Annotated in this window: 18 protein-coding genes; 3 read left to right on the forward strand and 15 right to left on the reverse strand. The window is 33.0% G+C overall.

Annotated elements, in window-relative coordinates; all coding sequences use genetic code 11:
- Nucleotide 1: 1 nt before the first annotated feature.
- From ACKWCD_RS13325 to ACKWCD_RS13335, 3 genes are all read right to left on the reverse strand, one after another.
- Nucleotides 2–340: a P-II family nitrogen regulator gene (locus ACKWCD_RS13325; RefSeq protein ID WP_413984455.1), complete on the reverse strand. Its 339-nt coding sequence runs from the start codon at nucleotides 338–340 to the stop codon at nucleotides 2–4.
- A gap of 317 nt (nucleotides 341–657) precedes the next feature.
- Complete coding sequence (crcB, locus tag ACKWCD_RS13330) at nucleotides 658–1029, reverse strand: fluoride efflux transporter CrcB (RefSeq protein ID WP_413984456.1); 372 nt, start codon at nucleotides 1027–1029, stop codon at nucleotides 658–660.
- Between the two features lie 16 nt (nucleotides 1030–1045).
- Nucleotides 1046–1225, reverse strand: a complete 180-nt coding sequence (locus ACKWCD_RS13335) for a hypothetical protein (protein ID WP_413984457.1) — start codon at nucleotides 1223–1225, stop codon at nucleotides 1046–1048.
- 345 nt (nucleotides 1226–1570) lie between these two features.
- Between ACKWCD_RS13335 and ACKWCD_RS13340 the strand changes: the two genes are divergently transcribed.
- Nucleotides 1571–1957 carry a pyrophosphohydrolase domain-containing protein gene (locus tag ACKWCD_RS13340; RefSeq protein ID WP_413984458.1) on the forward strand — a complete coding sequence of 129 codons (387 nt, stop codon included), beginning with the start codon at nucleotides 1571–1573 and terminating at the stop codon, nucleotides 1955–1957.
- 25 nt (nucleotides 1958–1982) lie between these two features.
- Here ACKWCD_RS13340 and ACKWCD_RS13345 read toward each other — a convergent pair whose 3' ends face one another.
- From ACKWCD_RS13345 to ACKWCD_RS13370, 6 genes are all read right to left on the reverse strand, one after another.
- Entirely contained in the window at nucleotides 1983–2384 is a 402-nt protein-coding gene (locus ACKWCD_RS13345; protein WP_413984459.1) for an ACT domain-containing protein, read from the reverse strand.
- Between the two features lie 21 nt (nucleotides 2385–2405).
- Nucleotides 2406–2927 carry a hypothetical protein gene (locus ACKWCD_RS13350; protein WP_413984460.1) on the reverse strand — a complete coding sequence of 174 codons (522 nt, stop codon included), beginning with the start codon at nucleotides 2925–2927 and terminating at the stop codon, nucleotides 2406–2408.
- 275 nt (nucleotides 2928–3202) lie between these two features.
- A complete protein-coding gene (locus ACKWCD_RS13355) occupies nucleotides 3203–3628 on the reverse strand; it encodes a hypothetical protein (RefSeq protein ID WP_413984461.1) in 426 nt (141 codons plus the stop codon).
- Nucleotides 3629–3634: 6 nt separating this feature from the next.
- Nucleotides 3635–3826: a hypothetical protein gene (locus ACKWCD_RS13360; RefSeq protein WP_413984462.1), complete on the reverse strand. Its 192-nt coding sequence runs from the start codon at nucleotides 3824–3826 to the stop codon at nucleotides 3635–3637.
- 167 nt (nucleotides 3827–3993) lie between these two features.
- The gene (locus ACKWCD_RS13365) at nucleotides 3994–4548 is read right to left on the reverse strand and encodes a dihydrofolate reductase family protein (protein ID WP_413984463.1); all 555 of its coding nucleotides are present in this window, start codon (nucleotides 4546–4548) and stop codon (nucleotides 3994–3996) included.
- Nucleotides 4549–4708: 160 nt separating this feature from the next.
- Nucleotides 4709–5110, reverse strand: a complete 402-nt coding sequence (locus ACKWCD_RS13370; RefSeq protein WP_413984464.1) for a nuclear transport factor 2 family protein — start codon at nucleotides 5108–5110, stop codon at nucleotides 4709–4711.
- Nucleotides 5111–5244: 134 nt separating this feature from the next.
- Here ACKWCD_RS13370 and ACKWCD_RS13375 point away from each other — a divergent pair, with 134 nt between their 5' ends.
- The gene (locus ACKWCD_RS13375; RefSeq protein WP_413984465.1) at nucleotides 5245–6135 is read left to right on the forward strand and encodes a LysR family transcriptional regulator; all 891 of its coding nucleotides are present in this window, start codon (nucleotides 5245–5247) and stop codon (nucleotides 6133–6135) included.
- A gap of 158 nt (nucleotides 6136–6293) precedes the next feature.
- On the opposite strand, the gene ACKWCD_RS13380 is transcribed toward ACKWCD_RS13375, so the two are convergent.
- Complete coding sequence (locus tag ACKWCD_RS13380; RefSeq protein WP_413984477.1) at nucleotides 6294–7202, reverse strand: NAD(P)/FAD-dependent oxidoreductase; 909 nt, start codon at nucleotides 7200–7202, stop codon at nucleotides 6294–6296.
- A gap of 329 nt (nucleotides 7203–7531) precedes the next feature.
- Here ACKWCD_RS13380 and ACKWCD_RS13385 point away from each other — a divergent pair, with 329 nt between their 5' ends.
- Nucleotides 7532–7915: a Fur family transcriptional regulator gene (locus ACKWCD_RS13385; protein ID WP_413984466.1), complete on the forward strand. Its 384-nt coding sequence runs from the start codon at nucleotides 7532–7534 to the stop codon at nucleotides 7913–7915.
- A 27-nt stretch (nucleotides 7916–7942) separates the two neighbouring features.
- Here ACKWCD_RS13385 and ACKWCD_RS13390 read toward each other — a convergent pair whose 3' ends face one another.
- From ACKWCD_RS13390 to ACKWCD_RS13410, 5 genes are all read right to left on the reverse strand, one after another.
- Complete coding sequence (locus tag ACKWCD_RS13390) at nucleotides 7943–8737, reverse strand: alpha/beta fold hydrolase (protein ID WP_413984467.1); 795 nt, start codon at nucleotides 8735–8737, stop codon at nucleotides 7943–7945.
- Nucleotides 8738–8810: 73 nt separating this feature from the next.
- On the reverse strand, nucleotides 8811–9386 hold the full coding sequence (locus ACKWCD_RS13395; protein ID WP_413984468.1) for a TetR/AcrR family transcriptional regulator: 576 nt from the start codon (nucleotides 9384–9386) through the stop codon (nucleotides 8811–8813).
- A gap of 258 nt (nucleotides 9387–9644) precedes the next feature.
- Nucleotides 9645–10865, reverse strand: coding sequence for a serine hydrolase domain-containing protein (locus tag ACKWCD_RS13400; RefSeq protein ID WP_413984469.1), 1221 nt, complete (start codon nucleotides 10863–10865; stop codon nucleotides 9645–9647).
- Nucleotides 10866–11143: 278 nt separating this feature from the next.
- Entirely contained in the window at nucleotides 11144–11953 is an 810-nt protein-coding gene (locus ACKWCD_RS13405) for a hypothetical protein (protein ID WP_413984470.1), read from the reverse strand.
- Nucleotides 11954–12177: 224 nt separating this feature from the next.
- Complete coding sequence (locus ACKWCD_RS13410) at nucleotides 12178–12747, reverse strand: hypothetical protein (RefSeq protein WP_413984471.1); 570 nt, start codon at nucleotides 12745–12747, stop codon at nucleotides 12178–12180.
- Between the last annotated feature and the right edge of the window lie 137 nt (nucleotides 12748–12884).

Below are 12884 nucleotides of genomic sequence, written 5' to 3' on the forward strand. Positions count from 1 at the left end.
TTTAGTTGATTCCTGCGTGACCGCTTTCCTTTGTTCGTATTCTATAGGCTTCTTTCACCTCTGAGACGAAAATTTTACCATCGCCTACATTACCTGTGTATGCTGATTCTAAAATGCAATTGACAGTTTTTTCTAAAAATTCGTCTGATACTACTATAGAGAGGTATCTTCTCTGAATGTCTGTTGTGCTGTAAGAAATGCCGCGGTATACATGACCTTGTTTTTCATTGCCAACTCCAGTTACATCCCAGTAGCTAAAGAAATTTACTTCGATGCTGTGCAAGGCTTTTTTAACCTCATCGAATTTTGATTTTCGAATAATTGCTTCGACTTGTTTCATTGGTTGTTTTTTTAATGTTTGTAAAGACTAGAGTAAGGTTTCTTTAAGTCTTTAACTTGAATTTTTCATTTAATCTGCGCCAAATGTATATTAAATAAATATTCACCCCTAAAAATACAGGGGGTATGATTGAATTTTTATTTAAATGATAAAATTACCCTCTTTAATTTGAGGGTATCATTATTTAGTGATAAAAAAATGTGCAATTTTACTTTTTAGGAAAGGAGTTTTAAAAAATCAAATGAAGAATAGGTATGGTACAAGAAACCACTAAGAATGTAGTTTTTGAAAAGTAAATATAGTTTGTGATAGTACCTTTAGAATAATTTAGAAATCCAAAGACCTATTGCAATGGCAACCACACCAATTACAATACTAGCGATAGTATAAATTGAAAAATGCATAAGTTCACCTGCTTTAAGTAGGGAATGCTTTTCAAAAGCAAAAGTTGAAAATGTAGTGAACCCTCCACAGAAACCTGTAGATAATAATAAGGTTTGATTTTGGGTGAGGTAGTTGCTTTTTAATGAAAAACCTAAAATGATACCTATTAATAAGCAACCGATTATATTAACTAAAAAGGTTCCTAAATAGAAATGTGAAAAATAAGAATTGAAATTTTTGGAGATTAAATAGCGTAGAATACTTCCGATACCTCCACCAAAAAAAACAAGTAATAGTTGCTTCATACCCAAAGGTATAAAACTATACTGCTTTCTTGTACTTCGAAGAAATTAAATCTATAGGATGAATCTTGGAGATCGTTGCGTCAGAAACGCTTGATGAAGATTTCTTCGCCTTTTGGTTTGTTCCACTTAAGTTGAAGAACATCATAACCAAGTTTACTCCGAGAATGATAAAAAGAATGGTAAAAAAAGTTGTCATTTGTTGCCCCTTATGGATGAATAACGCAAAATTACGTTGTTTGGTATATTATACGAGCAAAAAGATGAAATAGTCGACGAAAATGTAAGTTTTATCGTATGCTTAAAAAAAACGTTAATTTTTAATGAAAAATTTAATAATAAATAGAAGTACTATAAAAATCAAGAATGCTAGGGCTACCCACTTAACACCTTTATAATTTTTAAGATGTAAATTTTTGTCTTTTTTATAAGAAAGTGTAATTGCCACAGCAAAAACAACTACAAAAAGACCCGCAAAAATTAATTGTCCAGAGCTGAACATATTTTATATTTTTACGCAAAGTTAACGTAAAAACAATAAGCAATGCAAGATAAGATTAGTGCAGTAGAACAATTTCATAATTCTTTCGGATTAGGAGTTTCAGAGGTTATGAGAGCAGATTTAGGAGAAAGCAAAAACCTTTTGCGTTTTAACTTAATGGATGAAGAAAACAAGGAGTATTTTGAAGCTGCTCAAAACAATGACCTCGTTGAGGTTGCCGATGCCCTAGGTGATATGCTTTATATTTTATGTGGTACCATTCTTGAGCATGGTATGCAGTATAAAATTGAGGAAGTTTTCAATGAAATACAACGCAGTAATATGAGTAAGCTTGGTGCTGATGGTAAGCCCATTTATCGTGAAGATGGTAAGGTGTTGAAAGGCCCTTCTTATTTTAAACCAAATATTCAGGAGATTCTTGATCGTTAAAACTAGGTGATGTTAAGAGCTGATTTTAACTGTGTTTCTTTGCTAACTCTTTCAAAACTTGAATTGCTTTATCAGCATCCTTTTTGTCTACAAAGATGTGATCGTGGTAGTATCCTGCGATAATATTGCAACTGATGTAATTTTTTGCCAACTCAGTTGAAAATTGTGCGGTTAATCCAACTGCTTCTAAAGAGGAGTGAATCATTAGAGTTATCCAAGAAGCTACATAGGTGTATTTCAATTGTAATTCATCTGCTTTTTTTCTGTCGATAATTACCGTAGTTCCGTCTTTTTCTTTGAATTCGCAGAGGGTATCATTTCGATTTATAATATTTAAGTCTCTTACGGTTGAAAACACATATTCCCCTTTATTTAGTTTAGGATTCATTCCTTTTAATAATTCAGAAATATTTGTTTCTCCGGGCATATAAAGTATTCTTTTGTGGTATTATTCAAATTCCGCTTGGCTAACAACTTGTGGGGCAAGCGATATGTTTTCAATTATCTCAAGTAATTCGGTTTCTTTTTGGGTGCCAATTACAATTTTTTTTCCGTTTTTCAATTCAATTGCTAACCCTCTATTTCCATTCATATTATAAACAGTTCCATATTTACTTCCGAATCGAATTCCATAACCTACGAAACCATAATTCACAATTTTAGCAGATTTTAGTTCACTCCATCTTATACTTTTTTTGACGAATGGAATAAAGCGCATTTCAATTCCGACGGCGTTTATTTCTGTAATTAAGGTCATATACCAACTAAAGTATATAAGACCGAAAATAAAAAGAGTAAAAATAACAATTCCAACATTAGACATGGGTTTGTTTCCAAATTGTTCACCTAAAAAAAGTTGTTTAAAAACCCCATAAATAGCTAAGCTTCCTAGTATTCCTAAAATCACCCAAATCCACCATTGTGTGAATTTTTGCTTTTCTTTAAATTGAATATCTATGTTATTTACCATAGTCTCTATTGTGTTTCTCTAAATTTTTCAGTGCCCATTTCTACTAGCAGATAGTTCTCAAAACCAAAATCTAGTTTGGTCAATTGATCAGCGTAATTATAATGAATAGTCGGTACGGTTGTCACATCTATATATTTTACTTTATAATAAAGATTTGAAATGCCTTGACATTTGGGGCAGTAGCATGCAAAGTTAGCTTTTAGCTATGATTTCATTTTAGACTCTGCGCCTCTAGGTTCGAGTAATGAATTTTAGGTTTTACTGCAATCTGTTTTTTAAGTTTTAAAAATTTCTAGCCCATCAATCCAAAAGATTTCGCTTTCGAAAAACTTGAGTCTTGTCTTTATTACCCTTTTTGTCTTGTCTCTAGAGGGTTTTGTAATGAATCTTGCTTTAGAACCGCTAAAGTCTAGGGTATGTTTTTCGTCTAAGTCTCTCTCCTTGCTCGTGACGAATGTAACGACCTTGTCATCTAGATTCCATGTCCCTTTTCCGTACTTATGTACTATTGGTGGCATTGTTTTTTTACTATTGACATACGAATGAAATTCAAATGTTCCGTCTGAATGGAGATTTAACCTGTACTCAATTTGATGCTTTTCGTTGCCAAGTTCAAGAAAGTATTCCCCAATTATTTTGTCTGACTGAGAAAATGAAGCCAAGGTGCTCACTAAAAATGTTACTATGAATATTCTTTTCATCTTGTTTTATTTCGTCAATATCTGGTTTATCAAGCCATCTTTATCTACAATGGTCCAACTGTGAAGATGTCGTTCACCATTCGCTCGGTACCCTTTATTAATTGTCGGAATGTATTCAACATGCTCAAATTCTTTTTCTAATAGACGCTCCGATAATTTTTTGATATAGAAAGCGTTCATTTGTTCGTAACCAGCCATTCGATTTTCCTTCCACCAAAGCGAATCAGGTTCTGTATAAAGTCGAATTTTTAAATTTCACAATTTGTTTTTACTTGGAAATCGTCAAATTTAAAAGATTGGTAACTTTCCAAAAATGCTCAAGCCATAAGGTTAGCTATGACTTGCGTTATTTTTAACCAAAGTTTTTATTCTTTATTTATTCCATAAACCATTTCCACCATTCCGTCTTTAAAAGCTGTTACATCTTTTAAATGTAAAGGAATTTCCTTTCCGATATAGTCGAAAAAGAGTGTCCCATCTCCTAACAGAGTGGGAATTATAGTTATGTTGATTTCATCAGCAAGCCCGAGTTTAAGGAATTCTTTAGTTAGCATTGTACCTCCAACCATCCACATATTCTCAAACTTTGATTTTAGCTTATCATTAATAATTTCTGTCAATTTACCCGAAAGGAAGTGAACACTCTTTTTGTTCGATTTTAAATTTCTATTTGTTAGCACAAAAACAGGCACTTCTCCGTAAGGCCAACCGAGTTCAATGGTTCGTTCATAAGTTTGTGAACCCATAATGTAACAGTCAATCGATTTAAGAAATTTCGAAATATATTCTTCGGTGAGCTCAACTCCTTTTTCGTAATTGTCTTTTGAGTGCATCCAAGAAACACTTCCATCTTTTTTGGCTATAAAACCATCAAGACTGGAAACCATATGAATCGTAATTTTTGAATTTTTAGTTCGCATTTCTCACTTTGTGACAACGGTTGAGCTTTGAGTAGTACAAGAATTTTTAGCCCAAGCCATTCCGAATGGCTCATATCAAATCCTTATTTTTTGTTTTTAAATTTAGCCATAAATACTCAAATAAGGCTTTGTGGACTTCGATTTACAAAACGACCTTTCGCTAAGCACCAAAATTCCGTATTACTTTTTCCAGATGCCATATTTTGGAAACTATTTGCCATCCATCTTCTCCATTAACAAAGCCAAGATGGTCTACAAACACATTGTTATGCGCTCTTATTCTAATTTTTACAGTCGCGCAAGCGGTTGATAACCAATCAATCATTAAAATTTCTGCTTCGGGCTCTTGCCCTTTACTCGATGGCGATACCCTTTTTCCAACATCTTTGCTAAAACTAGCAATAGGCTCCGCAAAAACCTTGCCTTCATCAACATCAAAAAGGCTAGAATTTTTGTGAAATACTTGGTCAAGCTTTTTAGTATCGCAAAAATAAAGGGCGTCGAAATAAGTTTGTACTGCGTTTAGTAAGTCGGTAGTAGCGTTCATTCTTAGGTTTTGCATAATGTAAAAATTTGTATTTGGCAAAATTAGTTAGGCTACAGCCCTATTTTCAAATGCTGAACTTGATGCTTTTGATTGTATGGTTGAATTTTTTTCAATTAAGGCTTTTAAACAAATTATTAGCTTTGCCTCTTATGGAAATCAAATATTTTAGGCTAATAAAAACAATAGTGGAAGAAGGTAGTATTGCCAATTCTGCAGAAAAACTATTTTTGACGCAATCTGCGCTAAGCCATCAATTAAGGGAATTGGAAGAACGTTTGGGATTCAAGGTCTTTCATAGGACACGAAATAAATGGCAACTGACCGATGAAGGTAGCGAACTTTACAAATTAGGAAACTCTGTTCTCGAAAGTATCGAGAAGGGTTTTGAGAACATCGAACAATTGCGAAGCGGTTCAGTCGGAACTGTTAAAGTTAGCACGGAATGTTTCAGTTTTTATCAGGGTCTTTCTGGTTTTATTCAAAAAATGGGGCTTTTGTATCCAGATATAGAGGTTGATTTGATTCTTGAAGCCACACATCAACCAATTTCGAAGATTTTATCCAATGAGATTGACATTGCGATAGTTACTTCAAAACCCGCAAATGAGGTTTTATCAAGTATCGAAATTTACGAAGATGAGATTTTTGCGATTATGCATAAGGAAAGTCCGTTGAACAAAGTGGTTTTTTTGGATACAAATGATTTTTCGAATGCACATTTGATAATCCATTCTTTTCCTTTGGAAACGGTCTCGGTATATGAGCAACTTTTAAAACCTAATAAAATTACTCCACTCAAGATTTCTGCGATACCTCTTACTGAGGTCGCATTGGAAATGGTAGATGCTAATATGGGAATAATGTGTATGCCCAAATGGGCATTAAAATCTTTTAAGATTTCTGATGATTTGATTTTTAAAAGAATTGGTAAAAATGGTTTAAAGCGAACGCATTATTTGGTCTTTCGAAAGGCCGATGAACTCAAAAAGTACGTTAATGACTTTATTTCCAATTTCGAAGAGGATTTTTCTAAGCAATGATTTTTTCAGCTTGCAGCTAACGTGTTCGTGTATTAGCAGCAGCGGGATTTACGCAACTACTTTGCAGATTACAATATACTTTAACTAAATGAAATAGCAGTTTGGTTACCAACTCAAACCGCTATTGCTTACACACAGTGTTAGCCACTGGCTTTTCATCAAAAATATTCATCAATGAGTTCTTTATTCGACATTGAGCCTGCTACAGTTCCTGATGCAACTGCATTGGCAATAGAACGCATAAATGTAGTATTATCGCCACATACAAATAAACCTTCTATGTTTGTTTTTTGGAACATATCGACTTTGATGTAACCATTTTCGTCTAATTCACAACCCAATTGATTTGGTATTTCACTATGTTGAACAAAAGGTACTTGTGAATAAACCGCTTTTATTGGGTGTTTTTGACCATCACTAAAAACGATGTTTTTAAGATGACCATCTTCGTTTTCAAAACTAGCGATTTCTTTTTCTATTATTTTGATATTATTTCGTTCTAATTTTTTAGTTTGTTCGTCATCTAATTCCGATTTTCCGTTAGTAAATAGCGTTAAATCGTCTGTCCAATTGCTAATCATTTTAGAGAACTCAAATCCATAATCGCCATTTCCAAAAATTCCTGTTTTCTCATTTCGATATTCGTAACCGTGGCAATAAGGACAATGAATTATAGATATTCCCCAACTTTCTGAAAAGCCTTTAATTCTTGGCATTATATCTTTAATTCCAGTCGCAAGGATTATTTTTTTGGCTTTAAAGCTGTCGTTGTTTTGAGTTATGATTTCAAATCCATCTTCAACTTGTCTTCCTTTGGTAGCTAAACCAGAATAAAATCGTACAGTTGGATATTCTTCAACTTGTTTTCTTGCAATTTGAGAGATTACACTTGGCACTTTTCCATCGTGTGTTATATAATTGTGTGCTTGTGGTGTTTGTCTATTACAGGGTTTCCCGCTATCTATAACTAATGTTTTTCTCAATGACCTTCCTAAAGCCATTGCTGCCGAAAGTCCTGCATAACTCCCACCAATAATGATAACTTCAAATTCTTTATCGTCTTTCATAATATCGTACTTAGCAAATGACATCAATAAAGGTGTTGTAATTATAGCAGTTGATGCCAAAGCACTTTTTTTGATAAATTTTCTTCTTGATACCATTTGTATTTATAACAAATTGTTGTGCAAATCATTTAGTGCAGATACTACAGAAATGCCGTAACCCTACAATATTTCTATATTTGAACTATCAACTAACGTGATATATTCCCTATCTAGATGCCCTGTCTTTGGGTTACTTAATTGGGTTATATCAATTTGACATTCAGACATGAGATTATTTTTTTGTAAAAGTAATAAAAATTTGCTTTATTGCAACAAAGTCGCATTAAAAAATGAAAAGAAGAAATACTCAATCTAAAACAGAAATTTTGGAAATTTTAAAATCGTCCTCTAATTCTGCTTTAAGTCACGAAATGCTACAGGAAAAATTGAATTCTAATATTGATAGGGCAACTATTTATCGTGTTCTCAATCGTTTTTGTGATGATGGTTGGGTTCACCGGATTGTTGGCGATGATGGAAAGCAGTACTTTGCTTTGTGCCTAAATTGTGGTGAAAAAAAGGAAGAGCACAACCATAACCATTTTCATTTCAGATGTCTTCAATGCGGAACTGTAGAATGTCTTGAAAATGAAATAGATATTGCGTTGCCAAAAGGATATATGGCTAAATCCTTTAATGGTCTTATTTCTGGCTATTGTATTAATTGTTCCTGATACTTAATCACTTCGCTTAAAAATAAATTATACGCCAATTATTACGGATAAAATCTTCTCAATAGTAGCATTGAGCCTACTTGGATTCTCAAGCATTGGGTAATGACAAGTTCCATTTATTTTATATAATTCGTAATTATCACCGAGATGTTTATTTAGATTTTCTTCGTTAGTAGGTGAGTAGTTAACATGAATTGAATGTAATTTTATTTTTAATTCTTTTAGCAATTTTAGTTGACGATTGTGATAACTGAAACCATATTCAAGCAAAGGAATTCCAATTTCAGGATTTATATTTCTATAATCTTTTAGTAATTTAGATACGATTTCATGGTTCGTTTCCTCGGTTAGTAAGGCTTGTTTTGCAAACTGTTCGCAGGTATATTCAAAATTTGTATTTAAACCATTAATTAGCTGATTAACTACCTCTTTCGGAAGTTCTATTCCAATGTTTTTCATATGGTCTATTTCAATTATACCTATGATTTCATTTGCGTTTTGAGCTACAGTCTCAAGCATAACGTCAGAACCAAAAGAATGTCCTATAATTATTACATTCTTTAAAGATAATCTATGTATGAATTCACTAACGTCCTTACCAAACCTTTGACCATTTAATACTTTTTGATTGAACGAAGATTTTCCATGCCCAGGTAAATCAATAGCCAATGTTCTGTAATTTTCAGAGAAATGGGATAATTGTATTTCCCAATACGTTTTGTTTATAAACGCTCCATGAATAAACAAGAGTGCAATATTTCCTTTTTGATTGTCGTAATATGAAAGTTGCTCTCCATTAATGCTAATTTTTTTAGTTTCCATATTTAAAAGATTAATAATACTATTTTCTTTAATTTTATAAATGAATATTTATTCATAAATAGTTTAAATTTTTTTATTTTTCTATGGCTTGCCAGCACAAAGCAAAAGATTTGTCAACTAAATCATCAGTTAGTATACTCTCTTTTTCGTTGACTAAATGAGTAGAATAAGTCCTTAAAAAACCAATGATTAATGAAATGAGCATTTGGCTATCAATGTCTTTTATTAAATTTTCTTTTTTCCCTTTATCAAGCAACTCTTTTAAATAATTCTTGAATTTTATATCTAATTTTTTATTAGTGTCTGAAATTAATGGGGAAATTAGAAATTGCTCTAAAAAAATAATTCTCAAGTTATCTTCTACTAAGCTTTTTAGCGCAATATGCCACATTTTATAAAGTTGAATATTGATAGGAAGATGGCTAATTGTGTCTACGATTGCAGGTGCGCTCTCTCTTTGTAGTTTATAATAGAGTGCATTTAGCAACTCTTCTTTACTTTTGAAATAAATATAAAGTGTGCCACTTGCTATTTTAGCTTCTTTAGCAATATCAGACATTTTTAACCCTGCAATACCAACTCTACCTGTAAGGTTTAGTGTGGCTTTGAAAATTTGATTTAGTCTGTATTCTGTTTTTTCAGTCATCATTGTAAAAATATGAATAAATATTCATATTATGATCAATAAAGATAACTTATTATATTCTATTGAAGTTTGGTTCTTCAGCTTGTGGCTAACGGCTCGGCTATGATTAATATAGGAATAAAGAAGCACTTTTGTTTCCGTTTAAGCGATTAGCCGAACCTTTTTGTTTGTTTTTATCATTTCTATTTAAAAGCCAAATCTAAAAGATTTGGCGGACACGCTAAATATACCCAAACTTAGCTTTAAGCCCCAAACCCCGTATTAATTATAGGCATTTTTGGCAATTGGCTTTTCTCCGTTCAGCTCCTTTCCGTACTTATTTATTGTACTCCAAATTTCTTTGAATTGAGGGGTTACAGCATCATCAAAATCTGAATCCGTGTTTAAAATTAAAATTCTACCAAGTCCAGTTCTGGGATTGAAAAACATTCCAGCAACAACACCTGGGTCTCCACCACTATGTCCAATTGTTCTGAAATCGTCGCCCATAAACCCTTTCGAGAAATCCAAAAATATACCAAAATTAGCTTCTGTGCCTTCAGGCATTTGACTTTTCGAAAGCTGATTTTCAAATAGTTTTTTATAACTTTCTTTACTCAAAAGTGTTCCATTCCCAGCATATCCTTTTATAAATTCGGTTAGAAGTTTACTTAAGTCACTACTTGAAGTTAAAAGTCCACCATCAGGATAAGTAAGAATTGAATAATCTGCCAATACACTTTCATAATTACCGTATAACTTTGAAGTTTTTGTTGAGTCTACTGCCTTAATTGACCAACCTGAATTGTTCATTTCTAAAGGAGTTAAAATATTATCTCGTGTAAATTTATCGTAAGATTTTTTCGTTGCAGATTCTATAACTAAAGCACAAAGTGTGGCACCTAAATTTGAATAACTGAATTTTTGACCCGGTTTCTCTTTTGAAAAATTGTCAGGCGTATAAAGTTGTCCTTTTTCAGCCAATAGACTCTTAAGAAAATCTCTAAAAGGTATTTTGGAATCTGGTCGTTTCATATACCCAAAGACACTAACATTTTTAGGATGATCTGTTTTCTTAAGAATATATGTGTTTTCCCAAAAATTGTCAGAATCCATAATCGTAGATGTATGAGTTGATAAATGCCTAATTGTTATTGGAATTTCTGGATATGTTGGGTTAATGACTTTAAATGGCAGGTAATCATTCACAGGGTCATCAAGATTGAGTTTACCCATTTCCTGCGCTTTAAATAGTGAGATGCCAATTAGGGTCTTTGAAATGGAAGCTATATTCTGAATTGTGTTTTTTGTGTACTTTGATTGGTTTTCAGTATTTGAAAGCCCGAATCCTTTATTGTATAATATTCCGTTTTCGTTAACTATTGATGTAGAAAATCCGACAATGTTCTTTTTGTCTTTTATTTTATTCAAATCCGCCGTAAGTGAATCTTTTAAGGGCGAAAAATCTTTGGATTGCTCCGTTATCTGATTCTTTTGTTCCATGCAGGAAATAATTATAGATAAAACTAAAATTAGGGTACAAAGGTTCTTCATTGAATTTGTTTTTTCAGCTTGCAGCTAACGTTTGAGCTATGAACAGTACGGGAGCAAACTAGCGTTTGCTTTGCGCCACGCACATAGCGAAATCTTTTTGTTTTCTTTTTTCCTTGTCCCGCTAAAAAGCAAAATCCAAAAGATTTTGCGGACTTCATAAAAATACGCAAACCTTCGCAGTTAAGCCCGAAGCCGGTATTGTTTATAGGTTTTGTTAGCTGTAGTACTTATTTCTCAAATGTAATCGGTTCTGTACTGATGCAGTTCGTCAAATCACATTCAATTAATCGGGAGTCATCATTAATATTGAAAATTTTTTTCTCATTCCGTCCCGCTGTAGGGTACAGTACAAACCTAAATTCACTTTCAAATTCAAATCTTTTTGGTTTGTGAAACCAGATGCCCATATTAAGCGCACGAGATTTTGGACTATTCGTAAATTCCGTAAGGGTATCTACGGTTTCTTTTTGATAACCATTCCTAATTCCATATTTAACGGGATTTTTAAATCCGTCAATCCATACATTTGGTTCCTTTCCATGTAGAATGAATGGTTTTCCTTTTTTGTCCACCCTATTTTCCTTAAGAGATGCAGCTAGAGCATTTTGAGTTGCGAGCACAAATCCATCTAAATCGTTAATGAAGTAGTGAGAATCGCACTCAAAGTATTCTTTTAGTTTTGGAATTAGCGATAGGTCTTCAATAATTGAACAGCAAAACATCCAAGAGTTAAACTCATACAAATGCTCGTGATACAAAATATGGGTTTCTGCGATGAATTCTCCTTCGTCGTTTAATAGGCTTTCATCATATTGGCCGAAAATTATTTCTCCAGTTTCAATTCCATTTATTAATTTATCACAAGGTTTTTTTATTATTAGGTCTAAACCTCTTTGTCCCTCTTCTCTATCCTGTCTGATTTTATCTTCAATGTTTCGATAATGATGAAAAGTTCCTAGTTTAATGGTGTATTGGGTAAGGTCGTCAAAATTCGGAAAGTATTTTTTTGTAGTAAATCTGACCAGATATTTTGGCATTTTTCAGGTATTACAGCTAACGGTTGAGCTATGAACAGTACGGGAGCAAACTAGCGTTTGCATTCCGCCACGCACATAGCGAAATCTTTTGGTTTTCTTTTTTTCTTTGTCCCGCTAAAAAGCAAAATCCCAAAGATTTTGCGGACTTCATAAAAATACATAAACCCTGCGAATATGCCCAAAACCCGTATTGTTTATAGGTTTTGTTGTAACAAGTACTTTTTTTAGTTCACAATTTGAGCAACGCTATTTTTAACGTCTTCCCGCAAAATACTTTCCGCAACCTTTTTGTCGACAAGTTCATCATTTTGACTTTTTTGGATTTGATACCAATACCAATTCTCTTGTAAAACAATTATGTTTTTCGGTAAGTCTTCGTGAACTTTTCGCTTGCCTAATCTGCCAGTAATTTTGAATTTATCTTGCTTATAAGTTTGAATGTTTCTATGGTCTTTTTTTACAAAAGCAAAATGTCCAGTATTGAATACAATTCCCAAATCATTTTCACGATTATAAACATCAAGTATTATTTGTTCTCCGCCATCTAGCTCGTACAGGATGTACTGTTTTGTTTCAAATCCAAGTTTCTCCAGTTCGTCAATTATTATTGGCACAGCTTCGTGTCTTCTCAGCCAATTTGTGGTAGTAGGTGTTGTTCCTCCAGATTGGTAATATTCGTAATAATTTTCAGCATTTATTTTTGGGTCTTGCGTTTTGTCCGCCTGTCCGTTACAACTTGTAAAAGACATAAAAACTACTCCAAAAACTATGATGTTAAAATATAATCTATGCATTTTTCAGTATTTGTTACAACGGTTGAGCTATGAACAGTACGGGGTCAAACTAGCGTTTGCTTTCCGCCACGCACATAGCGAAATCTTTTTGTTTTGATTTACTTTTTCCTGTCCAGAGCAAAATCCAAAAGATTTTG

It is taken from the genome of Maribacter taeanensis (assembly GCF_047345145.1).
Lineage (GTDB): Bacteria > Bacteroidota > Bacteroidia > Flavobacteriales > Flavobacteriaceae > Maribacter_C.

What these genes read in the sequence shown, in the direction of transcription:
- ACKWCD_RS13325 (WP_413984455.1), bottom strand. Translation starts at nt 340, where the DNA reads ATGAAACAAGTCGAAGCAATTATTCGAAAATCAAAATTCGATGAGGTT.
- crcB (WP_413984456.1), bottom strand. Translation starts at nt 1,029, where the DNA reads ATGAAGCAACTATTACTTGTTTTTTTTGGTGGAGGTATCGGAAGTATT.
- ACKWCD_RS13335 (WP_413984457.1), bottom strand. Translation starts at nt 1,225, where the DNA reads ATGACAACTTTTTTTACCATTCTTTTTATCATTCTCGGAGTAAACTTG.
- ACKWCD_RS13340 (WP_413984458.1), top strand. Translation starts at nt 1,571, where the DNA reads ATGCAAGATAAGATTAGTGCAGTAGAACAATTTCATAATTCTTTCGGA.
- ACKWCD_RS13345 (WP_413984459.1), bottom strand. Translation starts at nt 2,384, where the DNA reads ATGCCCGGAGAAACAAATATTTCTGAATTATTAAAAGGAATGAATCCT.
- ACKWCD_RS13350 (WP_413984460.1), bottom strand. Translation starts at nt 2,927, where the DNA reads ATGGTAAATAACATAGATATTCAATTTAAAGAAAAGCAAAAATTCACA.
- ACKWCD_RS13355 (WP_413984461.1), bottom strand. Translation starts at nt 3,628, where the DNA reads ATGAAAAGAATATTCATAGTAACATTTTTAGTGAGCACCTTGGCTTCA.
- ACKWCD_RS13360 (WP_413984462.1), bottom strand. Translation starts at nt 3,826, where the DNA reads ATGGCTGGTTACGAACAAATGAACGCTTTCTATATCAAAAAATTATCG.
- ACKWCD_RS13365 (WP_413984463.1), bottom strand. Translation starts at nt 4,548, where the DNA reads ATGCGAACTAAAAATTCAAAAATTACGATTCATATGGTTTCCAGTCTT.
- ACKWCD_RS13370 (WP_413984464.1), bottom strand. Translation starts at nt 5,110, where the DNA reads ATGCAAAACCTAAGAATGAACGCTACTACCGACTTACTAAACGCAGTA.
- ACKWCD_RS13375 (WP_413984465.1), top strand. Translation starts at nt 5,245, where the DNA reads ATGGAAATCAAATATTTTAGGCTAATAAAAACAATAGTGGAAGAAGGT.
- ACKWCD_RS13380 (WP_413984477.1), bottom strand. Translation starts at nt 7,202, where the DNA reads ATGAAAGACGATAAAGAATTTGAAGTTATCATTATTGGTGGGAGTTAT.
- ACKWCD_RS13385 (WP_413984466.1), top strand. Translation starts at nt 7,532, where the DNA reads ATGAAAAGAAGAAATACTCAATCTAAAACAGAAATTTTGGAAATTTTA.
- ACKWCD_RS13390 (WP_413984467.1), bottom strand. Translation starts at nt 8,737, where the DNA reads ATGGAAACTAAAAAAATTAGCATTAATGGAGAGCAACTTTCATATTAC.
- ACKWCD_RS13395 (WP_413984468.1), bottom strand. Translation starts at nt 9,386, where the DNA reads ATGATGACTGAAAAAACAGAATACAGACTAAATCAAATTTTCAAAGCC.
- ACKWCD_RS13400 (WP_413984469.1), bottom strand. Translation starts at nt 10,865, where the DNA reads ATGGAACAAAAGAATCAGATAACGGAGCAATCCAAAGATTTTTCGCCC.
- ACKWCD_RS13405 (WP_413984470.1), bottom strand. Translation starts at nt 11,953, where the DNA reads ATGCCAAAATATCTGGTCAGATTTACTACAAAAAAATACTTTCCGAAT.
- ACKWCD_RS13410 (WP_413984471.1), bottom strand. Translation starts at nt 12,747, where the DNA reads ATGCATAGATTATATTTTAACATCATAGTTTTTGGAGTAGTTTTTATG.